We start from the raw sequence: 22,857 nt of genomic DNA, 5'->3' as shown, positions 1-22,857 counted from the left end.
TCGCGCCGGCAGCCGCCGGCGCGCTGGGGCCGGCTCAGGCAGCCGGCTGGGTGCGATACAGGCGCCGCGCCGTGCCGCAGAACAGCGCCTGCTGCTGCGCATCGGGCAGGTCCGCGACGATGCGCTTGAAGCCCGTGAAAATCGTGTCGAAGCTGGCGCACAGGCCATCGACCGGGAAATTGCTGGCGAACATGGCGCGCTGCGCCCCGAACATGGCCACGATGTCGCGCACGATCGGGCCGTTGTCTTCTACCGTCCAGGGCTTGCCGCGCATGCCCAGCCCCGAGATCTTCACCGCCGTGTTGGGCTGCCCGGCCAGCGCCGCCATCGCCTCGCGCCAGCCGGCCAGGCCTTCGGGGCTGCGGTCCGTGGGCAGGCCGGCGTGGTTCAGGATGATCGTGACGCCGGGAAAGTCGCGTGCCAGCGCCACGGCCTCGTGCAGGTTCCACCAGGGCGTCTGCAGGTCGAAGTGCAGGCCGTGCGCCTGCAGCGCCGCGTAGCCGCGCCGCCAGCGCTCGTCCGACATCAGGGTGCGCTCGCCGCCCACGTCCTGGGGGCGCGCCGGGCCGCCGGGCTTGTGCCGCACGCTGCGCACCAGCGGGAAGGCCGCCTGCTGCGCCAGCACGTGGGCCGCGTCATCGTGATGCAGCCAGGCCTGGGCCACCACGGCATGCGGATAGCCGTAGCGCCGGGCCAGGCCGTGCACGTAGCGGGTCTCGCCGATGGGATCGTCCGGGCTCCACTCGGCCTCGACGTAGACCGACTCGACCACGTCATGGCCCTGGGTGTCGCGCCGATAGTCCTCGGGATCGTAGCGGCGCTTGATCGCCTCGTATTCGCCATAGCGGTGCGGCACCGTCACGCCGGGCTCGAGCCAGGGATAGAGGTTTTCCGTGGGGTCCCAGAAATGGTGGTGGGCATCGACCACGGGCCCTTGCCAAAGACCTTCTTGCACGCTGCCTGTCTCCGTCCTGCGCGCCGGCATGCCGGCAGGCCTGGAGGCGTTCCAGGGCCGTGCGCGGGCCGCGCTGCGTCTTTCTTGATTATCAGGTAATACTACAACATGAGCACTTTAGCCCCCGCTAGGGTTTACGCTAAATGGGCGCGGCCGGCCCTGACGCCGGGACGCATTGCGCGTGGGCGGAGGCGCCGGACAGGGCCTCAGTGGCCCGCCCCGGCCTCGCGCTGCGCCTCGTTACGCAGATGGCGCCGCACGGCATCGGCGGCGCGCCGGGGCTGGGCCAGGCGCAAGGCCTGCACGATGGCCTGGTGCTCGGCCCCGATGCGCTGCGCCTGGCGCGGTGCCGGCGCATGGCCGGACTGCGCCGCCGAGAGCTGGAACTGGCTGTAGAAATCCAGCGTCTGCACGATGAAGGGGTTGCCGCTGGCCTGCGCGATGGCCCGGTGAAAGGCGATGTCGGCAGGCACCACGCCCCGCCCTGCCTGCAGCGCCTCGAGCACCGCCTGCGCGGCCGCCTCGATGTGCTGCAGCTGCGCCGGCGTGGCCCGCGCCGCGGCCAGCGCCGCGCCTTCGACCTCCAGCGCGCGGCGCAGCTCGATGATGCTGGACATGGCATGCGCCGAGGCCAGCGTGGCCGCCTCGATGCGCAGCGGCCGCAGGCGCGCCTGCTCGGTCACGTACACCCCGCTGCCCTGGCGTCCCTGCACCGCGCCCTCGCTCTTGAGCCGCGAGAGCGCCTCGCGCACCACGGTGCGGCTGACGCCGAACTCCTCGACCAGCCGCACTTCCGAGGGCAGGCGGTCACCCGGCGCCAGCTCGCCCCGCGCGATGCGCGCCAGCAAGGCCTGGGCCAACTGGTCGGTCAGCGATGGCGTCGGCGCGATGCGGTGCGGGGGAAGAACTTTCACAACGGTGCCTGTACCGTTCCTTGTCGTTGGGCGCATCATCATACAAGGACGGCCCGGCGGTGGCGCGGGCTATGTCGACAGGCGGTTGCGCAGTGGCGCACCGCGCTCCCATCGCGCCAAGTTTTCCAGGAATATTTCACGCACCCTATCCGCATTCCCACCGGAAAAACCCGCGCTATGCGGCGAGACGATCACGCCTGGCAGCGACCACAACAGCGAATAGCCTTGCCGATGCTACCCAGTTCGGCCACACGGACGAGATAGTGCAGTTATCGCAGCTCCATGGCCAGCCCCCTACTTCAGCGCGGTTTCGATCAGGCGCAGATCCTTAGCTGCCTGGATGCGCATGGTCCGCAGCAGCTCCTGCGCATTCAAAGACAAGGGCCGTCCGGGCCGGAAAACCAGTAATGAACGGAACATCACGTCGATGGACAGGCGCTTGATCTTCACGCCGCGGCTCAGGTAGTCCACGGCGGTGACCGGATGGATCAGGCCGATGCCCAGCCCGCGCCTGGCGAACTCGCACACCGAGAAGGCATAGGGCGTCTCGAGCACCGGCCGCAGCGCCAGCCCGCGCTCGGCCATGGCCGTCTCCAGGCGGCGCCGGCTGGCGTCCTCCGGGTTGAGCGCAAGAAAAGGATACTCGCACAGGTCCTGCGGCTCGATGATGGCCTTGCGGGCCAGCGGATGGCGCGCCGGCATTGCCACTACGCCAGGCTGCTGGATGAAGGGCGAGTGTTCCAACCCGGCCACCGATATCTCGTCAGCCATCAGACCGAAGTCCAACTGCCCGGCGGTGACCTGCTGCAGCACCTCGCGCGAGCTCATGATCTGGAACGACAGCTGGATGCGGCGCGGCCCCAGCTCGAAGGCCGCGATGGCGCGCGGCATGAAGCCCATGCCCAGGGCCGGCAGAGAGCCGATGGCCAATCGCCCCACCCCGAAGGACTTCAGGCTGCGGATGCGGTGCTCGATCATCTCGAAGCCGGCAAAGCAGCGATCCACCTCGACCTTGAGCGCCTCGGCTTCCTGCGTGGGCACCAGCCGGCTGCGCACCCGGTCGAACAGGCGCAGTTCGGAGTCGGTCTCGAGCCGCCGGATGGCCTGGCTGACGGCTGGCTGCGAGATGCCCAGCAGCACGGCCGCCTTGCTGGTGGTGCCGGCCTGCATCACGGCCCGGAAGATCTGGATGTCGCGCATGTCCACGTATAAGTACCACTTATTGATTTATTAGACTTGATTGTTGAAATGATATGGCGGGCCACGCAAACTTGCCACATCGATGACTTTGCCGCTTGCCGCACCGCCATGAGCCTTCCCACCCGTGACGCCGGGTCCGCCTCGCCCCCCTTCGCCAGCCTTTCGCCCGCCGTCTGGCGCGCCTCCACCGTGGTGTTCGACACGCTGGACGACTTCGTGGAGCGCAAGCAGCGCCAACCCGACGGCTACAGCTACGGCATCACCGGCACGCCCACGGCCCGCCTGCTCGAGACCCGCATCGCCGAACTGGAGCAGGCCCGCCACTGCGTGGTCACGCCCTCGGGCGCGGCCGCCCTGATGACGACAGTGATGGCCTTCGTGCGCGGCGGCGACCACGTGCTGGTTTCGGCCGCTTGCTATGGCTCGCTACTGGCGTTTTGCCAGCGCTGGCTGGCGCAGATGGGCGTGCAGGTCGAACTCTACCGGCCCACGCTGGGCGCCGACGTAGAGGCCCTGATCCGTCCCAACACGCGGCTGATCTGCCTGGAGGCGCCCGGCTCGCTGACCATGGAAATGGCCGACGTGCCGGCCATCGCCGCCGTGGCGCGCCGCCGCGGTGTGCTGACCATGATGGACAACACCTGGGCCAGCCCGCTGGGCTTTCGTCCGCTGGCCCACGGCGTGGACTTCAGCGTCGAGGCTGCCACCAAGTTCTTCAGCGGACATTCCGACGTGCTGATGGGCTCGGTCAGCACCAACGACGCCGAGCACTACGCGGTGCTGCGCGAGACGCAAAGCATCCTGGGCCAGCAGGTCAGCCCCGAAGACTGCTTCCTGGTGCTGCGTGGCCTGGAAACCTTCGCACTGCGCCTGGCCGCGCAGGGCCAGGCCACGCTGGCGCTGGCCCGCTGGCTGGCCCAGCAGCCCGAGATCGAGCAGGTCATGTACCCGCCGCTGGAAAGCGATCCCGGCCACGCCTTGTGGAAACGCGACTACGCCGGCTACGGCTGCCTGTTCTCGCTGGTTCTGCGCGAGGCGCCGCCGGCTGCCTTCCATGCCTTCTTCGGCGCCTTGCAGCAGTTTCCGATCGGCGCCAGCTGGGGCGGCGTGCATAGCCTGGCGGCCTACTACCCTGGCGAACTGCAGGCCAGCCGCCCCTACCCGGCCACCGACCGGCCGCTGGTGCGCCTGTCCATCGGGCTGGAAGCCGTCGAATCGCTCAGGCAGGATCTGCGCGCGGGCCTGGACGCCTACGCGCAGCACGCGGGCTAGCACCGCGAACCACCCATGCGCCGTCCGCCGACGGCACCATCCGTGCATCATCCAAAGACCAAGGGGAACACCATGACCCAAGCCACGAACAGCTGGAAAAAACTGGCGGCCGCCACCGGCGCGGCCTGCGCGCTGTTGTACGCCGCACTGCCGACGGCGCAAGGCGCCGACACCCAGGACACCATCCTGAAGAACAAGTCGGTGACCATCGGCATCCACAATCGCTATCCCTGGGGCTATCGCGACGAGCAAGGCCAGGCCGCCGGCTTTCACCCGGACCTGGTGCGCGCGGCCTTCGCCCCGCTGGGCGTGACCAAGATCGATTTCGTCATCACCGAATTCGGCGCGCTGATCCCGGGGCTGAACGCCGGACGCTTCGACATGGTGGCCTCGGGCATCGCCATCACGCCCGAGCGCTGCAAGGCCGTGATCTTCAGCGAACCGGACCTGGCCGTGGGCGACAGCCTGCTGGTCAAGGCCGGCAATCCGCTGAACATCCACAGCTATGACGACATCATCGCCAATCCCAAGATCCGCCTGACCGGCGGGCGCGGCACCCTCAATTCCAGGAACGCTCTTGACGCGGGCGTGCCGGCCTCGCAGATGACCTACCTGGGCGATGCCCAGGCCATGATCTCGGCCCTGATGGCCGGGCGCGTGGACGCGGTCACGCTGTCGGCGCCCAGCGTCGCCGGCCTGCTGGCCGACGGCAAGCTCGAAGGCGTGGAGCGCACCGTGCCTTTCAAGGGGCTGGTGCGTAACGGCGTGCCCTCGATGATGTACACGGCCATCGCCTTCCGGCAGGACGACGATGCGCTGCGCCAGGCCTATAACGAGCAGTTGGCCCGGCTCAAGGCCGATGGCGTGGTCGACACGCTGATGGCGCAATACAACTTCACCGACGAAGACCGCGTGTCCGAGGCGGTGACCACCGCCAAGGTGTGCGCCGGCGAATTCTGACGGCCCATAGGAGGCCAGCGTCATGACTACCCTGGACATACTGGGCGGCATCCTGGAGGGCCTGCGCGTGACCGTGCTGGTTACCCTCTACGGCATGCTGTGGGCCGTGCCCTTCGCGCTGATCATGGGGGTGTGGCAGCACTTCGCGCGCGGCCCCGCGCGCCTAGCCGCCACCTGCCTGATCGAGTTCTGGCGCAGTTCGCCGGTGCTGATCCTGCTGTTCATGCTCTATTACTCGCTGCCCAGCTTCGGCGTGCGCCTGTCGGCCATGACGGTGGGCGCGATGGCGCTGGGGCTGAACATCGGCGGCTACGGCAGCCAGGCGGTGCGCGCCGCGCTGCAATCGCTGGACAGCGGACAGGTCGAAGCCGGCCGCGCGCTGGGCCTGCGGCGCCTGCACATCCTGGTGCTGATCGAACTGCCGCAGGCCATGGCGGCGATGACCCCGACCTTCGTGAACCAGTTCATCCAACTGGTCAAGGGCACCTCCATCGTCTCGCTCATCACGCTGACGGACATGACCTTCCGCGCCAAGCAGATCGCCGAACTGGAATACAACCCGGTGGGCATCTACACGGCGCTGATGCTGGCCTACCTGATCCTGTGCTATCCGGCCACGGTGTTCGGCCGCTATCTCGAGCGCCGGGTCCAGGTACCGCAAAGGGGCAATCGTGAAATTTGAACTGGATTTCGCGCTGTCGGTGTTGCCCATCATTCTCCAGGGCCTGCCCACCACCCTGTGGATTACCGTGGCCGCCTGCCTGGGCGCCACCGTGCTGGGCTTCGTGCTGGAGATTCTGCGCCGCAGCAACCGCTGGATGGGTTATGCGATGCGCTTTCTCATCGACGCCATCCGTTCCACTCCGGTGCTGGTGCAGCTGTATTTCGTCTACTTCGTCGCGCCGCACTACGGGCTGACCCTGTCCTCGGCCGCCGCCGGCGTGCTGGGCCTGTCCATCTACTACAGCGGCTACCTGGCCGAGGTGTTCAAGGGCGGCATCGACAGCATCGACACCGGGCAGTTCGAGGCCGGCCGCGCGCTGGGCCTGCGGCGCCTGGATATCGTCTGGTGCGTGCTGGCCCCCCAAATGCTGCGCAACGTGGCCGCGCCCATGGGCAACTACTTCGTCTCGGCGCTCAAGGCCACGCCCTACCTGGCGGTGATCGCCGTGCCCGAGATGCTGGGCATCGCGCTGGAGGTCGGCTCGGATTCGTTCCGCTACGCCGAACCGATGGTGGCCGTGGGCGTGATCTTCCTGATCCTGGCCCTGGCGATCTCGCAGCTCGTGCGGCGCCTGGAGATGCACATGCTGGCCTCGGGCCGGCGCTAGCGCCACGGAACCTTCGTCAAGAAATCGATCCTATGAACACTTTGAACGACGCCGGCCAGCCCGCAGTACGCATCGCCGGCCTGGAGAAATGGTACGGCAGCTACCACGCGCTGCGCAGCGTGGACCTGACGGTGGCGCGCAACGAGCGCGTGGTCATCTGCGGGCCCTCGGGATCGGGCAAGTCCACCCTGATCCGCTGCATCAACCAGTTGGAAGTGCACGATGCCGGCACCGTCGAGGTCAACGGCCGGCGACTCGAACGCCGCACGCCGCGCATGCACGAGGTACGCCGCGACATCGGCATGGTGTTCCAGCACTTCAACCTGTTCCCCCACCTGACCGTGCTGCAGAACTGCACGCTTGCCCTGCGCCGGGCGCGCGGCATGCCGCGCGCGCAGGCTGAGGACGTGGCCCGCCACTACCTGGAGCGCGTGCGCATCCCCGAGCAGCAGCACAAGTATCCCGGCCAGCTCTCGGGCGGGCAGCAGCAGCGCGTGGCCATCGCCCGCGCATTGGCCATGGGCCCGAAGGTGATGCTGTTCGACGAGCCCACCTCTGCGCTCGATCCGGAGATGATCAAGGAAGTGCTCGAGGTGATGACCGACCTGGCGCAGGAAGGCATGACCATGATCTGTGTGACCCACGAGATGGGTTTCGCGCGCACCGCGTCAGACCGGGTGATCTTCATGGATGCGGGACAGATCGTCGAAGAGGCGCCCCCCGAGGCCTTCTTCACCGCCGCTTCGCATCCCCGGGCGCGCCAGTTCCTGAGCCAGTTGCTCTGAACGGCCCGCCCCCCTTATGCATCCGACGATCCCGAGCAAGGATACTTCCATGTCTGTGCCAAGCCGTATCTGGACCCATGTCGATTTCGAGCAGGACGGCAAGCAGTCCGGCTGCCTGCACGTGCCCATTTCCACCGACCTGTCGGCCTACGGCATGCTGCAAATCCCCTTGGTGTGCCTGCGAAACGGCAAGGGGCCTACGGCTCTGCTGACAGCCGGCAATCACGGAGACGAGTACGAGGGCCAGATCGCCTTGATGCGCCTGGCCCGCCAGCTGCAGCCTCGGGACCTGCAAGGGCGCGTCATCCTCATTCCCAGCCTGAACTTTCCGGCGGTAGCGGCCGGACGGCGCGTCTCGCCGCTGGACGAAGGCAACCTGAACCGCCTGTTCCCAGGCCGGGCGAACGGTACCCCCACCGAGATGCTTGCCCACTATGTCGAGAGCGTGCTGTTCGCCATGGCCGACGTGGTGCTGGACATCCACTCGGGCGGCAAATCGCTGGACTACGCCCACAGCGCGCTCGCGCAACGACGCGAGGACCCTGCCGAGCGGCAGGCGCTGGACGCGCTGCTGCGCGTCTTTGGCGCGCCGCACAGCGTATTTACCAGCGGCTCGGCCGGCGGCGGGGCCACCACACTTTATGCCGCCGCCGCCCAGCGCGGCATCCCTGCCCTGACTACGGAGCTGGGCGGCGGCGGCACGCTGGATCCCGCCGGACTGGCGCTGGCCGAACAGGGTGTACGGCGAGTGCTGCGCCACTACGGCATCGCGCCGACCCTGCCGTGCGAGCCGGCCGGACCCACGCAGATGTTGCAGTCCCTGGGCCCGCGCCAGGCCCTCTACGCGCCCGAGGACGGCCTGTTCGAGCCCCTGGTCAAAACGGGCGAGCCGGTCCGGCAAGGCCAATTGGCCGCGTATCTGCACAGTCTGCAGGATCCGCTGCGCGAGCCGCTGGCAATGCGCTTTGCGGCCGACGGCATAGTCTCGTGCCGGCGTTTCCCTACCCTGTGCGTCCGTGGCGACGCACTGTTCAACCTGGCCGGCCCGCTCTAGCGGCCGGTTCCCCCCCCACACCCCCATACAGCTGCTTACAGGCCCGCGCGCCGCGCTGGCGCTACACTGGCCCGGTCGTCGTCGCAAACGTGCCGGACATGCCCAATCGCTTCGCCCCCACTTTCCTGCGCCCTCGCCATGTCAAGGAATTGCTGATCGAATCGGCCAGGTACTGGTCGCTGCGCCGCGCGTCCAGCAAGGGCGCGGCCCTGGCGCTGTACATGGTGTTCTCGCTGGCGCCCATGCTGATCCTGGTGATCGCCGTGGCCGGCGTGTTCTTCGGCGAGGACGCCGTGCAGGCCGAGCTGGTCGGGCAGCTGCGCGACCTGACCGGCGAGCGCGGCGCCGAGGTGGTCCAGACGGTGATCGCCAGCGCCCACGAATCGGGCAGCGGCGGCATGGCCGCGCTCATTTCCATCGGCGTGCTGGTCTTTAGCGCCACCACGGCCTTCAACGAGCTCAAGGGCAGCCTGGACGAGCTGTGGGAAGTGCCGCCCGACGCCTCCAGCGGCATCAAGGGCCTGGTGCGCGCCAGGCTGCAGGCCTTCGGGCTGATCCTGGTGCTGGCCCTGTTCCTACTGATCTCGCTGAGCGTCAATGCCGGCCTGGCGGCCGCCCAGCGCCACTACGGGGCCTTCTGGTCGCACGCGGCCTTCGCGCAGGCCGGCTCGATGATCGCCAGCCTGTTCTCGTTCGCCGTGGTCACCGCGCTGTTCGCCGTGGTCTACAAGCTGCTGCCCAGCGTCAAGCTCTACTGGTCCGACGTCATCCCGGGCGCGGTGGTCACCGCCCTGCTGTTCATCGTGGGCAAGTGGGGCATCGGCCTGTACCTGAGCCGCGAGTCGGTGGCCTCGGCCTATGGCGCGGCCGGCTCGGTCATCGCCCTGCTGCTGTGGATCTTCTATTCCTCGCAGATCTTCTTCTACGGCGCGGTGTTCACCCGGCAGTACGCCAAGCTGCATGCGCGTCTGGATCCGTCCCACGGACAGGCGGGCCAGCTGGCCTGAACGCGCCCGGGCTCCCGCAAGGCCGGCGGGTCGGTTATCTTATGCGCACCGGCAACGGCAGCGCCGGCTAGCAACGCGGCCCTCTTGGCAGCCCGTACAGGCAGACATGGCGACACCCGGTTCCTCACCCTACAAAAGCACTGGCGGCATCCGGCGCCTGGCCAAGGCCATGCGCTACTCGTTCCAGGGCTTCAAGGCCGCCCTGAAGTACGAAGCCGCGTTCCGGCACGAACTGGCCCTGGCCATGCTGCTGATCCCCGCCGCCTTTTTCCTGGGCCGCAATGCCCTGGAAGTCATGGTGCTGATCCTGTGCGTGGTGCTGGTGCTGGTGGTCGAGCTGCTGAATTCGGCCATCGAGGCCCTGGCCGATGCCCTGTCGGTGGAGATCCATCCGTTGCTCGGGCGCGCCAAGGACCTGGGCAGCGCCGCGGTCATGCTGTCGCTGATCTTTACCGTGGCCACCTGGGTCACCATCGGCGTGAGCCGCTATCTCGGGCACCATTTCTAGGGCGGCGGCCAGCCCGCCGTCTCCCGGGCCGCGCAAACTCCGCATACACACCGAAAAGCTCCGCAGCGTCCTGCATTTGCCGCCCCGCGGCGGACGCGGCACACTCAGGGCTGGTTCAACGCTCGGACACCCGCCATGCCTGAAAAGTCCCCTCCTCACCGCGTCGTGATCGTCGGCGGCGGCGCCGGCGGCCTGGAACTGGCCGCCAGGCTGGGCCGGCGCTACGGCCCGCAGGCCGTCACCCTGGTCGATGCGCGGCCCCTGCACGTCTGGAAGCCCTCGCTGCACGAAGCGGCCGCCGGCACCATGGACGTGCAGCAGGAAGGCCTGTCCTACCTGATGCTGGCCCGCCTGAACCGGTTCACCTTCGTGCTGGGCAGCATGCTGGACGTGGACCGCCAGGCCCGCACCTTGCGGATCTCGGCCGTGGCCACGCCCGACGGCGAGCAGGTCGTGCCCGAGCGCATGCTGTCCTACGACACGCTGGTGCTGGCCATCGGCAGCACCTCCCACTTCTTCGGCACCCCGGGGGCCGAGCAGCATGCCGTCACGCTCGATACGGTCGAGCAGGCCGAGCGCTTTCGCCTGCTGATCCTGCAGGCCATGGTCAAGCTCAACGAGGCCCGGCGCACCGACCCGCAGGCCAAGCTGGACCTGGTGATCGTGGGCGGCGGGGCCACCGGCGTGGAACTGTCGGTCGAGCTGTACGAAGCCGGGCACGTGGTCAGCGCCTACGGACTGAGCCACTTCCGGCCCGAGCGCGACATGACGCTGACGCTGCTCGAGGGCGGACCGCGCATCCTGGGCGCCCTGCCCGAGCGCATCTCCGAGGCCGCCATGGCGCGGCTGGCCGAGGTGGGGGTGCGGGTGCACACCGACTGCCGCGTCTCCGAGGTGGCGGCCAACGAAGTGCGCACCGCCGACGGCCGCAGCTTTCCGGCCAGCCTGTGCATGTGGGCGGCGGGCATCCGGGGCCTGCCCGTGGCGGCCCGGCTGGGGCTGCCCCAGAACCGGATCGGGCAGATCGAGGTCGATGCCCGCCTGCACACCGAAGATCCGCACATCCTGGCCATGGGCGACTGCGCCGCCGCGCCCTGGCGCGACGGCCGCACCGTGCCGGCCCGCGCGCAGGCGGCGCACCAGCAGGCCGAATACCTGGCCGAGCTGCTGGGCGCGCGCATCGCCGGGCGGCCCGAGCCGCAAAAACCCTACGTCTACCAGGACCACGGCTCGCTGGTTTCGCTGGGCCAGGACGCCGGCGCCGGCAGCCTGATGGGCAAGCTCACCGGCAAGGGCCTGTTCGTAAGCGGTACACTGGCGCGCCTGATGTACATGAGCCTGCACTTGATGCACCACCGCGCCGTGCTGGGCGTGGGCCGCACCGCCACGCTGGCGCTGGCGCGGCTGCTGATGCGGCGCACCCAGCCGCGCGTCAAGCTGCACTGACCGGACCGCCATGACCTTCACCGAAAAACTGGATCGGGCCTGGACCGATTCGAACTCCCTGCTGATGGTGGGGCTGGACCCGGACCCGCGCCGCTTTCCGGCCGAGTTCGCGGGCCAGCCCGACGCCATCCTGCGCTTTTGCACCGCCATCGTCGATGCCACCGCGCCCTACGTCTGCGGCTTCAAGCCGCAGATCGCCTATTTCGCCGCCGAGCGCGCCGAGGCCCAGCTCGAGGCCCTGTGCGCGCACATCCGCACCCATCACCCGGGCCTGCCCATCGTGCTGGATTCCAAGCGCGGCGACATCGGCGCCACCGCCGAGAACTACGCGCGCGAGGCCTTCGAGCGCTACCAGGCCGATGCCGTCACGGTCAGCCCCTACATGGGCTTCGATTCGGTCGAGCCCTACCTGGCCTGGCGCGACCGCGGCGTGATCGTGCTGTGCCGCACTTCCAACCCGGGCGGCTCGGACCTGCAGTTCCTGCGCACCGACAACGGCGATCCGCTGTACCTGCGGGTGGCCGACATGGTCGCCGGGCAATGGAACACCCACGGCCAATGCGCGCTGGTGGTGGGCGCGACGTTTCCCGAGGAACTGGCCGCGGTGCGCCGGCGGGTCGGCGAACACCTGCCCCTGCTGGTGCCGGGCATCGGCGCGCAGGGCGGCGACATACCGGCCACGGTGCGCGCCGGCCGCAATGCGGCCGGCACGGGCATGATGATCAATTCGTCGCGGGCGATCCTGTATGCCGGCGGCGGCGAGCAATGGCGCCAGGCCGCCGCGCGCGCCGCGCGCCAGACCCGCGACGCGATCAACGCTGTGCGCTGAACAGCGCCAGCGTGCGCAGCACGTATTGCACCGAGGCCGCGCGCACCGCGGCCCGGTCGCCGTCGAAGTGCCGGGTGCTGGCGCACACCAGCAGGCCGTCCGGCCCGCGCTGGGCAAAGCCGAAGCACACCGTGCCCACCGGCTTGCCCGGCACCGCGCCGCCCGGCCCGGCGATGCCCGTGATGGACACCGCCACGTTGGCCTGCTGCGCCGCGGCCAGCACGCCGGTGGCCATCTGGCGGGCGACCTGCTCGCTGACCGCCCCGTGCTCGGCCAGGATCTGCGGCGCCACGCCCAACTGCTCGATCTTGGCCTCGTTGCTGTAGGTGACGAAGCCGCGCTCGAACCAGGCGCTGGAGCCGGGCAGCTCGGTCAGCGAGGCGGCCAGCAGCCCGCCGGTGCACGACTCGGCCACCGCTATTTTCCATAGCCGGGCCTGCAGCACGTCGGCCAGCGTGAGCACCTCGGGAAAACTGAGCCGCGCATGCGAGGCGCCTGCCGCCTGCAAGGCGGCGGCCTCGTCAGGACTTTGGGGCGGGGCGGGATCGCTGCTCATAGGGGCGCTCCGAGTCGTACGGCAATGGCAAGGGTCAACAGGGTGAACAAGGCCGCCAGCAGGTCGTCGAACATGGCGCCAAAGCCGTTTTTCAGCCGCCGGTCGAACTGGCGGATGGGCGCAGGCTTGGCGATGTCGAACAGCCGAAAGAGCGCAAAGGCGCAGGCCTGTCCCATAAGCGTACCAGGAGTGAGCCACAACACCAGCCAGAAGGCGACCATTTCGTCCCAGACCATGCCGCTGTGGTCGGACACGCCCAGTTCGCGGCCCACCCGCTGCGCCGCCCAGCAGCCATAGGCATAGGCCGCCAGCAGGAACAGCCCCACCGCCCAGTCCGGCGAGGAAGGCGCGGCCAGCACCCACAGCCCCCAGGCCAGCAGGGTGCCCCAGGTGCCGGGGCCCGGCCGCAGCAGCCCGCTGCCGAAGCCGAACATGATCAGCCTGCCCGGATCGCGGCAGACCCAGCCCAGGCTGGGCCAGTCCAGCCTTTCCTTGCGTTTGCGGGGTTCGGGGCGGGGATCAAGCGCCATGCGCATCCCGGAAATGGTCAAAGCCCCCGGGCATGGGCGGCAGCAGGCCGCCATCGGGCAGGCGCACGCGCAGGCCGGGCTCGGCCTGCACGGTGCCGATGAGGGTCACCCGTGCGCCGGCGCGCGCGCCAGCCTGCTCGATACGCGCGCGCCGGGCCGGCGCGGCCGTGAAACAGAGCTGGTAGGCATCGCCGCCGGCCAGCAGCGCCTGGCGGCGCACCGGCTCGGGCACGCCCTGCAGGCTTTCGTGCGCCGGCACGCTGGCATAGCGCAACTCGGCGCCGCAGCCGCTGGCGGCCAGGATATGCCCCAGGTCCTGCATCAGGCCGTCGGAGATGTCGATGGCGGCATGCGCGATGCCGGCCAGCTCGCGCCCCAGCGCCAGCTGCGGGGCGGGCCATTCGAGCGCCACGCGGGCCAGGGCCAGGCGGGCGGGGTCGGCGGGCAGGCTGCCCTGCATCAGCCGCAGCGCCAGGTCGGCCGCGCCCAGCTCGCCGGATACCCAGATGTCGTCGCCGGCTTGCGCCGCCGAACGGGGCAAGGCCCGGTCAGGATCGATGGCGCCGAACACCGTTACGCTGATGGCCAGCTCCTTGCCCCGGGTGGTGTCGCCGCCGGCCAGGGGACAGCCGTGGCGCTCGGCCAAGGCGTAGAAGCCGTCGGCAAAGGCCGCCAGCCACGCATCGTCGGCGCGCGGCAGCGCCAGCCCCAGCAGGCAGCCCAGCGGCTGGGCGCCCATCGCGGCCAGGTCGGAAAGATTGACCGCCAGGGCCTTGTGCCCCAGGGCGGCCGGATCGACGTCGGGAAAGAAGTGCCGGCCGCACAGCAGCATGTCGGTGCTGGCGGCCAGCTGGCGCCCGGGCGGGACGGGCATCAGCGCGCAGTCGTCGCCAGCGCCCAGCATGCCGGCCGGCACCGGCCGGCTGAAGTGGCGGGCGATGAGGTCGAATTCGGCGGTCATGGGAATGCCCTCCTGTGGCGGCCGGCGCCCCGGCGCGCGCAGCCTGCCGCGCTAGGCGCGCCGCCGGGCCACGGCCTGGACTTCGGCGGCGCGCACCTCGGCGGCCAGCTTGTCCAGCACGCCGTTGACGAACTTGAAGCCGTCGGTGCCGCCAAAGGACTTGGCCAGTTCGACCGCCTCGTTGATGGCCACCTTGTAGGGCACTTCCACGTGCTGCACCAGCTCGTAGCTGCCGATCAGCAGGATGCCGTGCTCGACCGGCGAAAGCTCGGCCAGCGGCCGGTCGACGAAGGGGGCGAAACGCTCGCGCAGGGCCGGCGCCTGGTTCAGCACGCCGTACAGCAGCGTCTTGAACCAGGCCGCGTCGGCCTCGGCGAAGTCCTCGGAATCACGGATGTGGGCGTCGATCTCGCCGGCATCCTGCGTGCCTTCGCCGCCGCGCAGCAGCCAGGCATAGATGCCCTGCAGCGCGAACTCGCGCGCGCGGCGCCGGGCGCTGCGCCCGGTTGCGCCTTCAGCGGCGTTCGTCTTGTTCGTCGTCGTCAAAATCTTCGTCCTCGTCGTCTTCGTCGTCGGCCTCGGGCTCGAGCGCGGCCATCAGGTTGGCCATCTCGATGGCGGTGCGGGCGCAATCGCGGCCCTTCTCGGCGGCGCGGGCCTGGGCCTGTTCGTCGGTGTCGGTGGTCAGCACGCCGTTGGCGACCGGGATGCCCGATTCGAGCGCGACGCGCGAGATCTGCGCGGCGCTCTCGTTGCTGACCACTTCGAAATGGTAGGTCTCGCCGCGCACGACCGCGCCCAGCGCGATCAGGGCGTCGAACTCGCGCGTGTCGGCCAGCTGCGCCAGCGCGATACCCAGCTCGAGCGCGCCGGGCACGCTCACGACCATGACGTCGCGCTCGTCCACGCCCAGCTCGGCCAGCTCTTGCAGGCAGGCCTGCAGCTCGGCCATGCCGATTTCTTCGTTAAAGCGCGCGCGCACGATACCGATGTGCAGGCCTTCGCCGTTGGTGTCCGGATCGATGGTGTAGGGATTCATGGTGCGCTGCCTTCCTGCGGGGTGGGTGGGGGGTCGCAATCGTAACCCGTAATTTCCAGGCCGAAGCCGGCCATGATACTGGGCATCTTGCGCGGGCGCGCCAGCAGGCGCATCTGGCCGACGTTCAGGTCGCGCAGGATCTGCGCGCCGATGCCGTAGGTGCGCAGGTCCAGGCGGCCGCCGTCGCGCTGGGGCGCGGCCTGGCCGGCCGGCTTGCCCCATTGCCCGGCCTGCCGGAAGAACAGCTCGGCCGGCTCGGCGCAGTTCATCAGCACCAGCACGCCGGCCGAACTGCCGGCGATGGCCTGCATGGCGCGCCGCACGCCCCAGCTGTGCTGGCCGGCGCCGGCATCGAGCAGGTCCAGCACCGAGGTGGGCTCGTGCACCCGCACCAGCGTTTCGGCGTCGGGCCTGACGGTGCCGTGCACCAGCGCCAGGTGCGGCGCGCCGCTGGCCGTGTCGCGATAGGCGTGGGCCTGGAAGGTGCCCCAGGGCGTCTCCATCGTGGTGCTGGCCACGCGCTCGACCACCGACTCGTGTTCGTTGCGGTACTGGATCAGGTCGGCGATGGTGCCGATCTTGAGCCCGTGCTGCTGGGCGAAGCGGACCAGGTCGGGCAGGCGCGCCATCGTGCCGTCGGGCTTGAGGATCTCGCAGATGACCGCCGCCGGGGTCAGCCCCGCCATCTGGGTCAGGTCGCAGCCGGCCTCGGTGTGGCCGGCGCGCACCAGCACGCCGCCGCGCACGGCCTTGACCGGGAAGATGTGGCCCGGCTGCACCAGGTCCTCGGGCTTGGCATCGCGCGCCACTGCTGCCAGGATGGTGCGGGCGCGGTCGGCCGCCGAGATGCCGGTTTCCACGCCCTGCGCGGCCTCGATCGAGACGGTGAAGTTGGTGCCGTAGCGCGTGCCGTTGCGGCTGGCCATCAAGGGCAGGTCGAGCTGGCGGCAGCGCTCTTCGGTCAGGGTCAGGCAGACTAGCCCGCGCCCGTGGGTGACCATGAAATTGATGGCCTCGGGCGTGACGAACTCGGCCGCCATCAGCAGGTCGCCCTCGTTTTCGCGGTCTTCCTCGTCCACCAGGATGACCATGCGCCCGGCGCGCAGCTCGGCGATGATCTCGCCGACAGGGGAAATGGAGAACTCGCCCAGCGGCTTGTCGCTGGGGACGGCGGAAAGGGTGTGGGTGCTGGAGGCGGACATGGCGGGACCGGCAAGGCGGATCAAACCGGCATTTTAGCGCCGCCGCGAAAGGCCAGCGCGCCGGCCCGGCCCGCAAGGTAAACTGCATTGCACCGACCCTGTCCCCGATACGCCATGACCAGCGAGCAGCCAGCCAGCCACCACGACGTCGACCTGCTGGTCGTGGGCGGCGGCATCAACGGCGCGGGCATCGCCCGCGATGCGGCCGGCCGCGGCCTGAAGGTGCTGCTGTGCGAGCGCGGCGACCTGGCCCAGGCCACCTCCTCGGCCAGCAGCAAGCTGGTGCATGGCGGCCTGCGCTATCTGGAGCACGGCGAGTTCCGCCTGGTGCGCGAGGCCCTGGCCGAGCGCGAGGTGCTGCTGAACAACGCCGCGCACATCGTGCATCCCATGCGCTTCGTGCTGCCGCACGACCGGCACCTGCGCCCGGCCTGGATGCTGCGCCTGGGCCTGTTCCTGTACGACCACCTGGCGCGCCGCTCGCCGCGCCTGCCCGGCGCGCGGCGCCTGGCCCTGCGCAGCGATCCGGCCGGCGTGCCCCTGCGCGCCGACCTGGCCACCGGCTTTGCCTATTCCGATTGCAGCGTGGACGACGCGCGGCTGGTGGTGCTCAACGCCATGGACGCCTGCGAGCGCGGCGCCACCGTGCTCACCCGGCACGAATGCGTGGGGCTGCGCCGGCTGGAAGGCTGCGGCCCGCCCGGCGCCGAGCCGGGCACGCCCGGCTGGCGGGCGCGCCTGCGCACGCTCGAGGGCCGCGAGGTCACGGTCAACGCCCGCATTCTGGTCAACGCCACCGGCCCTTGGGTGCATGCCCTGCAGTCGCTGATCGCCAGCCAGGCTGGCATGGGGCCGGTCACCAACAAGCTCCGGCTGGTCAAGGGCAGCCATTTCACCGTGCCCCGGCTCTACGAGGGCGAGCACGCCTACATCCTGCAGAACGACGACCGGCGCATCGTCTTCGTGATCCCCTACCAGGACCGCTACAGCCTGATCGGCACCACCGAGGTGGCCTTCGACGGCGACCCGTCGCAGGCGCGCATCAGCCCCGAAGAGACCGACTACCTGTGCCGCGCGGTCAACCGCTATTTCAAGCAGCAGATCAGCGCCCGGGACATCGCCTGGAGCTATTCGGGCGTGCGCCCGCTGTACGACGACGCCCAGGGCGATCTCTCGACCGTCACGCGCGACTACGTCTTCGACGTGCGCGGCGGGCGCGGCGGCGAGCCCGTGCTGCTGTCGGTGTTCGGCGGCAAGATCACCACCTATCGCCAGCTTGCCCAGCACGCCATGCAGAAGCTGGCGCCCTACACGGGCCGCCGCGAGGACTGGACCGCCAGCGCGCCGCTGCCCGGGGCCAACATGCCGGGGGCCGACCCGGCCGCCTACCTGGCGGCGCTGCAGGACCGCTACCGCTGGCTGCCGCCGGCCCTGGCCCATCGCTACGTGCACACCTATGGCACGCTGACCGAGCTGCTGCTGGGCGCAGCGCAAGGCATGGCCGACCTGGGCGAGGACTTCGGCGCCGGCCTGCTCGAGGCCGAAGTGCGCTGGCTGGCCGAGAACGAGTGGGCCCGCAGCGCCGAGGACATCCTTTGGCGCCGCACCCGGCTGGGCCTGGTGGCCGGCGAGCAAACCCTGGAGCGCCTGGACCAATGGCTGGCCGCACGCTAGGGGCCGCGCGCGACGGCCAGCGCAGCATCCAGTCGGTCGAGACCGGCTTTCCGCTGCTGGCCGCGCTGGTCGAGGCCGGCCGCGCCATGACCCTGCGCGACCTGGCGCAGGCGGCCGGCATGACCTCGGCCAAGGCGCATCCCTACCTGGTGAGCTTCGTGCGGGTGGGCCTGGTGCAGCAGGACGCGGTCACCGGCCAGTACGAGCTGGGCCCCTTCGCCCTGCAGATGGGCCTGGTGAGCCTGCAGCGGCTGGATCCGGTGCGCCTGGCGCTGCCCGAGGTGGCGCGCCTGGCGGCCGCCATCGGCCATACGCTGGCCCTGTCGGTGCTGGGCTCGCACGGGCCCACCATGATCCACATCACCGAAGCCAGCTATCCGGTGCACGTGAACATGCGCAAGGGCACCGTGATGTCCATGCAGCACACCGCCACCGGCCACGTCTATGCCGCCTGGCTGCCGCCCAAGGTGGCCGAGCACTACATCGCGCGCGAGGCCGACGACGCGGCGGTGGTCACCGGCCGCAACCAGGTCCGCCCCGATCCGGCCGAGTGGCAGGCCCTGCTGGCCGCCGTGCGCGGCCAGGGCATGGCGCGCGCCCTGGGTACGCCCCTGCCCGGCGTGGACGCGCTGAGCGCGCCGGTGTTCGACCATACGGGCGCGTTGGTGCTGGCCTTGACCGCGCTGGGTCCCACCGGCCTGTTCGATGCCGACTGGGACGGTCCCGTGGCGCGGCAGCTGCACGAATGCACCGCCGAAATCTCCCGCAAGCTGGGCTATCGGGGGGCGCCGCACAGCTGAACGGGCGCGCCCGCACAGCTAAACGGAGCCGCCCCGCACGGCTGAACCGGGCCGCGCCCTGGCCACGGCGGCAGCTTGCGCCCGACGGCCAGCTGCAAACGTTTACAACAACATCGGACCGCGATTTGATGAAGTTTTTATGACTATTCATCAAATCCCCCGGGGGATATCGCTAATATCGGTGATCAACGTCCCTATAGGGTGCAAGTCGCATCATCATGTCCGAACAAGAATTGAAGCTGCACGTGCCGCGTGCGGCCCGAGCCGGCGTACGCCGCGAACTGGAGCAAGGCGCCTGCACGCGCATCCGCCTGCAAGCCCTGTATTTCGACACGCCGGGCCGCGAGCTGGCCAAGGCGCGGGTGGCCATCCGCCTGCGCAAGGAAGGCCGGCAATGGGTCCAGACGCTCAAGGCGCCCGGCGATCACGCGCTGGCGCGCATGGAACTGAACCACGAGCGGCCGGGTCCGGTGCTGGACCTGTCGGTCTACGCCGACACCGCGGTCGCGCCCGTGCTGGCCGGGCTCAAGGGCGAGCTGTCGGTGCGCTACGAAACCGACGTCAGCCGCCTGCTGCGCCGCATCCGCACCCGTCACGGCACTGTCGAGGCCGCCTTCGATACCGGCTGCCTGCGCGCGGGCCAGCTCGAACTGCCGCTTAGCGAAGTCGAATTCGAACTGGTCTCTGGCCGCCTGGACGCCGTGTTCGACCTGGGCCGCCGCTGGCTGCGCAAGCATGGCCTGGTGCTGGATCTGCGCAGCAAGTCCGAACGCGGCGACGCGCTGGCGCGCACGGCGCAGGCGCTGGCCCAGGCCGGCAGCGACGCCGAGCGCGAACGCGTGGTCCGGGGCTTCTGGGCTCCTTGGCCGGCGGGCACCGCGCCGCTGGCGCCGGACATGACGCCCGAGCAGGCGCTGCGCGCGGTGGGCTACGAATGCCTGGAGCAGGTGGTGCGCAACGCCACGGTGCTGGCCGAGGCGGACACCGACGGCCGCTACCTGGCCGGCAACCCCGACCACGTGCATCAATTGCGCGTGGGCATGCGGCGCCTGCGTTCGGCCTGGAAGCTGTTTCGCGGCTGGACGCCCGACCCGGCCCCCGAACTGGTCCAGGCGGCCCGGCAGCACTTCGCCGATTTCGGCCTGAGCCGCGACGCCGACGTGCTGCGCGATACCGTGCTGCCCACGCTCGAGCGCGCGGGCATGCCTGCCCTGGAACTGCCCGCGTCCGGCCCGGACGTCGATGCCCGCGCCAAGGCGGCCTCGGCCGGCTTCCAGGGCTGGCTGCTCGAAATGCTGGCCTGGACCATCGGCCTGCCCGCTGCCCACGCGGCCGGGACCGCGCCCGCGCGGTCCGCGGCTGCGGCGGGCGATCCCGCGGCGGGCGGTACCGCGTCAGGCGATCCTGCGGCAGGCGGCCGTGCGATGGCGGCCTCGGCATCCGGCGCGGGGACATCGGCGGCCCACGCCGGCGCTGCGCTGCAGCCGTCCGGCGACGAAGGCGAGACGCCCGCGCTGGCCGGCGAGGTCGAGATCATCCCCTTGAGCGCGCCGCCGCCCCCCCGGCTGCGCGCCCTGCTGGAGAAGCGGCTGCACAAGTGGCACAAGGCGCTGGTGGCCGAAGGGGCGCAGTTTCTCTCGCTGCCGGCCGAGGCCCGCCACGAGCTGCGCAAGAAAGGCAAGCGCCTGCGCTACGGCCTGTCCTTCGCCGAGCCGCTGCTTTCGTCCCAGCGCGTGAAGGCCTACCGCAAGGCGCTCTCGGCCGTGCAGGACATCCTTGGAGAGATGAACGACCTGCACGTGGCCCTGTCGCACTTCGAGACGCTGACGGCCGGCCACCCGCAGGCCTGGTTCGCGCGCGGCTGGATCACCGCCCGGCTCGACGCCCTGAGCCAGCAGGCCGAGCGGGCCTTCGTGGCGCTGGGGGAAAGCAAGCCGTTCTGGAAGTAGGAAGTCGAAGCAGGCGGCCGGGCAGGCCCGCCCGGGGCGGCAGGCCTGCCCGGCGGCACGGCCGGCGCGGGACGCCTAATCGCCCAGCAGCGCCGCCGCGAAATCCTTGGCCACGAAAGGCTGCAGGTCCTGCATGCCTTCGCCCACGCCGATCCAGTAGACCGGCACGGGCCGCACGCCCTGGCTGCCTGCGGCCACCGCCGCCAGCGTGCCGCCCTTGGCGGTACCGTCGAGCTTGGTCACGACCAGCCCGGTAAGGTTGATGGCCGCATCGAAGGCGCGGATCTGCGCCAGCGCGTTCTGGCCGGTATTGCCGTCCAGCACCAGCAGCACCTCGTGCGGCGCCGCCGGGTCGGCCTTGCCGATCACGCGGCGGATCTTCTTGAGCTCTTCCATCAGGTGCAGCTGGGTGGGCAGGCGTCCGGCCGTATCGATCATGACCACGCCCGCGCCGCGGGCGCGGCCGGCGTTGACGGCATCGAAGGACACCGCCGCCGGGTCGCCGCCGTCCTGCGAAATGACGGTAACGTTGTTGCGCGCGCCCCATTCGATCAGCTGTTCGCGCGCGGCGGCGCGGAAGGTGTCGCCCGCGGCCAGCAGCACGCTGGCGCCCTGCGCCTGGAAGGTGTTGGCCAGCTTGCCGATGGAAGTGGTCTTGCCCGCGCCATTCACGCCCGCGATCATCACCACCAGCGGCTTGGCCCGCTGCAGGTCGAACGTGCGCTCCAGCGGCTTGAGATGCTCGGCGAGCAATTCGCGCAAGGCCGCCTTGACCTGCTGGGCGTCGTCGATGCGGTCCTTGCGCACCTTGGCGCGCAAGGCGGCCAGCAGCTTCTCGGTGGCCTCCACGCCCGCATCGGCCATAATGAGCGCCGTTTCGAGCTCCTCGAACAGCGACTCGTCGACCTTGACGCCGACGAACAGCCCGCTCAGGCTCTTGCCCGTGCGCGACAGGCCGCTGCGCAACCGGTTCAGCCAGGAGGATTTTTCCTTGGCCGCAGCGGCATCGGACCCGCCGGCCGCCTCGGGCCGGGCAAGAGGCTGCGGTTCGTCCGCGGGCGTCGCCCCTAAAGACGGCGCCGGGACGGCAGGCGGCGCGGCGGATTCCGCGAAGGCGGATTCTTCTGCGGAAGCGGATGCGGCGGAAGCGGATGCGGCGGGTTCCGCAGGCGCAGGCGCAGGCTCCGGCTCGGGCGCGGGGACCGGCTCGGGGGCCTGGGGCGGCTGGGCTTGCGCGCCAGCCTCTTCGCGCTCGGGAGCCGGGGGCGGCGCGGGGGGCTTTTTCTTGAAGAAATTGAACATGACCACGAAGTATATTCGCATCGTCGGCGGCAGTTACCGGCGCACCCCCATCGCCGTGATCGATGCGCCCGGCCTGCGTCCCACGCCGGACCGGGTGCGCGAGACGCTCTACAACTGGCTGGGCCATTTCTGGCAGGGCGAGTTCGCGGACAAGCGGGTGCTGGACCTGTTCGCCGGCACCGGGGCCCTGGGCCTGGAGGCGGCCTCGCGCGGCGCGCGCGAGGTGCTGCTGGTCGAGACCGACCGGCGCGCCGTGGCGGCCTTGCGGGCCTTGCGCCAGAAGCTTGGCGCGCAGGCCGTGCGCGTGCACCCGGGCGATGCGCTGGCGGCCTTGCGCGGCGCCGCCGGCTACGACCTGGTGCTGCTCGACCCGCCGTTTCGCCAGGGCTGGCTCGAACGCCTGTGGCCGCTGCTGCCCGGGGCGCTGGCGCCCGCCGGCCTGGTCTACGCCGAATCCGAGGCGCCGCTGGCCGCGCCGCCCGGCTTTACCCTGCTCAGGCAGGACAAGGCCGGCGCCGTCCACTACCACCTCTTCCAATTTGCTGCATCGCAGAATTAAGTCAATAATCGCGCTTTAGGCCCA

At 70.2% G+C, this 22,857-nt stretch carries 24 protein-coding genes; 14 read left to right on the top strand and 10 right to left on the bottom strand.

Features of this window, described 5'->3' with window-relative positions; all coding sequences use genetic code 11:
• Window positions 1–34 precede the first annotated feature (34 nt).
• The 3 genes from V8Z80_RS12755 to V8Z80_RS12740 all read right to left on the bottom strand — a co-directional run bounded on the left by V8Z80_RS12755 (window position 35) and on the right by V8Z80_RS12740 (window position 3,075).
• Window positions 35–955, bottom strand: a complete 921-nt coding sequence (locus V8Z80_RS12755) for an amidohydrolase family protein (protein WP_336062204.1) — start codon at window positions 953–955, stop codon at window positions 35–37.
• A 206-nt stretch (window positions 956–1,161) separates the two neighbouring features.
• A complete protein-coding gene (locus tag V8Z80_RS12750) occupies window positions 1,162–1,869 on the bottom strand; it encodes a FadR/GntR family transcriptional regulator (RefSeq protein WP_336062203.1) in 708 nt (235 codons plus the stop codon).
• Window positions 1,870–2,163: 294 nt separating this feature from the next.
• On the bottom strand, window positions 2,164–3,075 hold the full coding sequence (locus V8Z80_RS12740) for a LysR substrate-binding domain-containing protein (RefSeq protein WP_336062202.1): 912 nt from the start codon (window positions 3,073–3,075) through the stop codon (window positions 2,164–2,166).
• Between the two features lie 102 nt (window positions 3,076–3,177).
• Between V8Z80_RS12740 and metC the strand changes: the two genes are divergently transcribed.
• From metC to pyrF, 10 genes are all read left to right on the top strand, one after another.
• Window positions 3,178–4,341, top strand: a complete 1,164-nt coding sequence (metC, locus tag V8Z80_RS12735) for a cystathionine beta-lyase (RefSeq protein ID WP_336062201.1) — start codon at window positions 3,178–3,180, stop codon at window positions 4,339–4,341.
• 72 nt (window positions 4,342–4,413) lie between these two features.
• The gene (gene ehuB, locus V8Z80_RS12730) at window positions 4,414–5,301 is read left to right on the top strand and encodes an ectoine/hydroxyectoine ABC transporter substrate-binding protein EhuB (protein ID WP_336062200.1); all 888 of its coding nucleotides are present in this window, start codon (window positions 4,414–4,416) and stop codon (window positions 5,299–5,301) included.
• Window positions 5,302–5,323: 22 nt separating this feature from the next.
• Entirely contained in the window at window positions 5,324–5,983 is a 660-nt protein-coding gene (locus V8Z80_RS12725) for an amino acid ABC transporter permease (RefSeq protein WP_336062199.1), read from the top strand.
• Complete coding sequence (locus V8Z80_RS12720) at window positions 5,973–6,632, top strand: amino acid ABC transporter permease (protein ID WP_336062198.1); 660 nt, start codon at window positions 5,973–5,975, stop codon at window positions 6,630–6,632. The genes V8Z80_RS12725 and V8Z80_RS12720 overlap by 11 nt, the downstream gene beginning before the upstream one ends.
• A 32-nt stretch (window positions 6,633–6,664) precedes the next feature.
• Window positions 6,665–7,417, top strand: coding sequence for an amino acid ABC transporter ATP-binding protein (locus V8Z80_RS12715; RefSeq protein ID WP_336062197.1), 753 nt, complete (start codon window positions 6,665–6,667; stop codon window positions 7,415–7,417).
• A 49-nt stretch (window positions 7,418–7,466) separates the two neighbouring features.
• Window positions 7,467–8,471: a succinylglutamate desuccinylase/aspartoacylase family protein gene (locus V8Z80_RS12710; RefSeq protein WP_336062196.1), complete on the top strand. Its 1,005-nt coding sequence runs from the start codon at window positions 7,467–7,469 to the stop codon at window positions 8,469–8,471.
• Between the two features lie 98 nt (window positions 8,472–8,569).
• A complete protein-coding gene (locus V8Z80_RS12705) occupies window positions 8,570–9,478 on the top strand; it encodes a YihY/virulence factor BrkB family protein (protein WP_155195826.1) in 909 nt (302 codons plus the stop codon).
• A 106-nt stretch (window positions 9,479–9,584) separates the two neighbouring features.
• Window positions 9,585–9,986 carry a diacylglycerol kinase gene (locus V8Z80_RS12700; RefSeq protein ID WP_155195828.1) on the top strand — a complete coding sequence of 134 codons (402 nt, stop codon included), beginning with the start codon at window positions 9,585–9,587 and terminating at the stop codon, window positions 9,984–9,986.
• 135 nt (window positions 9,987–10,121) lie between these two features.
• Window positions 10,122–11,432: an NAD(P)/FAD-dependent oxidoreductase gene (locus V8Z80_RS12695; protein WP_155195830.1), complete on the top strand. Its 1,311-nt coding sequence runs from the start codon at window positions 10,122–10,124 to the stop codon at window positions 11,430–11,432.
• Window positions 11,433–11,442: 10 nt separating this feature from the next.
• Entirely contained in the window at window positions 11,443–12,261 is an 819-nt protein-coding gene (gene pyrF, locus V8Z80_RS12690) for an orotidine-5'-phosphate decarboxylase (RefSeq protein ID WP_155195831.1), read from the top strand.
• Here pyrF and V8Z80_RS12685 read toward each other — a convergent pair.
• The 6 genes from V8Z80_RS12685 to ribBA are packed head-to-tail and all read right to left on the bottom strand — an operon-like array spanning window position 12,245 to window position 16,549.
• The gene (locus tag V8Z80_RS12685; protein WP_336062195.1) at window positions 12,245–12,817 is read right to left on the bottom strand and encodes a CinA family protein; all 573 of its coding nucleotides are present in this window, start codon (window positions 12,815–12,817) and stop codon (window positions 12,245–12,247) included. The two genes, pyrF and V8Z80_RS12685, sit on opposite strands and share 17 nt — an antisense overlap.
• Window positions 12,814–13,353, bottom strand: coding sequence for a phosphatidylglycerophosphatase A family protein (locus tag V8Z80_RS12680; RefSeq protein WP_442951973.1), 540 nt, complete (start codon window positions 13,351–13,353; stop codon window positions 12,814–12,816). Before V8Z80_RS12680 ends, V8Z80_RS12685 begins: the two co-directional genes overlap by 4 nt.
• Entirely contained in the window at window positions 13,337–14,308 is a 972-nt protein-coding gene (gene thiL, locus V8Z80_RS12675) for a thiamine-phosphate kinase (RefSeq protein ID WP_336062194.1), read from the bottom strand. The genes V8Z80_RS12680 and thiL overlap by 17 nt, the downstream gene beginning before the upstream one ends.
• Window positions 14,309–14,359: 51 nt before the next feature.
• Entirely contained in the window at window positions 14,360–14,854 is a 495-nt protein-coding gene (nusB, locus tag V8Z80_RS12670) for a transcription antitermination factor NusB (RefSeq protein ID WP_155195839.1), read from the bottom strand.
• The gene (gene ribH, locus V8Z80_RS12665) at window positions 14,823–15,347 is read right to left on the bottom strand and encodes a 6,7-dimethyl-8-ribityllumazine synthase (RefSeq protein WP_155195841.1); all 525 of its coding nucleotides are present in this window, start codon (window positions 15,345–15,347) and stop codon (window positions 14,823–14,825) included. Before ribH ends, nusB begins: the two co-directional genes overlap by 32 nt.
• Window positions 15,344–16,549, bottom strand: coding sequence for a bifunctional 3,4-dihydroxy-2-butanone-4-phosphate synthase/GTP cyclohydrolase II (ribBA, locus tag V8Z80_RS12660; protein ID WP_155195842.1), 1,206 nt, complete (start codon window positions 16,547–16,549; stop codon window positions 15,344–15,346). The genes ribH and ribBA overlap by 4 nt, the downstream gene beginning before the upstream one ends.
• 114 nt (window positions 16,550–16,663) lie before the next feature.
• Here ribBA and glpD point away from each other — a divergent pair, with 114 nt between their 5' ends.
• The 3 genes from glpD to V8Z80_RS12645 all read left to right on the top strand — a co-directional run bounded on the left by glpD (window position 16,664) and on the right by V8Z80_RS12645 (window position 20,972).
• Window positions 16,664–18,223: a glycerol-3-phosphate dehydrogenase gene (gene glpD / locus V8Z80_RS12655; RefSeq protein ID WP_155195844.1), complete on the top strand. Its 1,560-nt coding sequence runs from the start codon at window positions 16,664–16,666 to the stop codon at window positions 18,221–18,223.
• A complete protein-coding gene (locus tag V8Z80_RS12650) occupies window positions 18,205–19,023 on the top strand; it encodes an IclR family transcriptional regulator (protein ID WP_155195846.1) in 819 nt (272 codons plus the stop codon). The genes glpD and V8Z80_RS12650 overlap by 19 nt, the downstream gene beginning before the upstream one ends.
• A 218-nt stretch (window positions 19,024–19,241) precedes the next feature.
• Entirely contained in the window at window positions 19,242–20,972 is a 1,731-nt protein-coding gene (locus V8Z80_RS12645) for a CYTH and CHAD domain-containing protein (RefSeq protein WP_336062193.1), read from the top strand.
• A gap of 75 nt (window positions 20,973–21,047) precedes the next feature.
• Here the strand turns inward: V8Z80_RS12645 and ftsY are convergent, their stop codons facing one another.
• Window positions 21,048–22,274 carry a signal recognition particle-docking protein FtsY gene (gene ftsY / locus V8Z80_RS12640; protein ID WP_336062212.1) on the bottom strand — a complete coding sequence of 409 codons (1,227 nt, stop codon included), beginning with the start codon at window positions 22,272–22,274 and terminating at the stop codon, window positions 21,048–21,050.
• Here ftsY and rsmD point away from each other — a divergent pair.
• A complete protein-coding gene (gene rsmD, locus V8Z80_RS12635) occupies window positions 22,273–22,833 on the top strand; it encodes a 16S rRNA (guanine(966)-N(2))-methyltransferase RsmD (protein WP_155195849.1) in 561 nt (186 codons plus the stop codon). The genes ftsY and rsmD overlap by 2 nt on opposite strands.
• Window positions 22,834–22,857: the final 24 nt, after the last annotated feature.

Origin of the sequence: Orrella sp. JC864 (assembly GCF_037026685.1) — a bacterium.
Lineage (GTDB): Bacteria > Pseudomonadota > Gammaproteobacteria > Burkholderiales > Burkholderiaceae_B > Orrella.
Note: the sequence above shows the minus strand (reverse complement) of the source record. Positions and strands in the feature narration are given on the sequence as shown.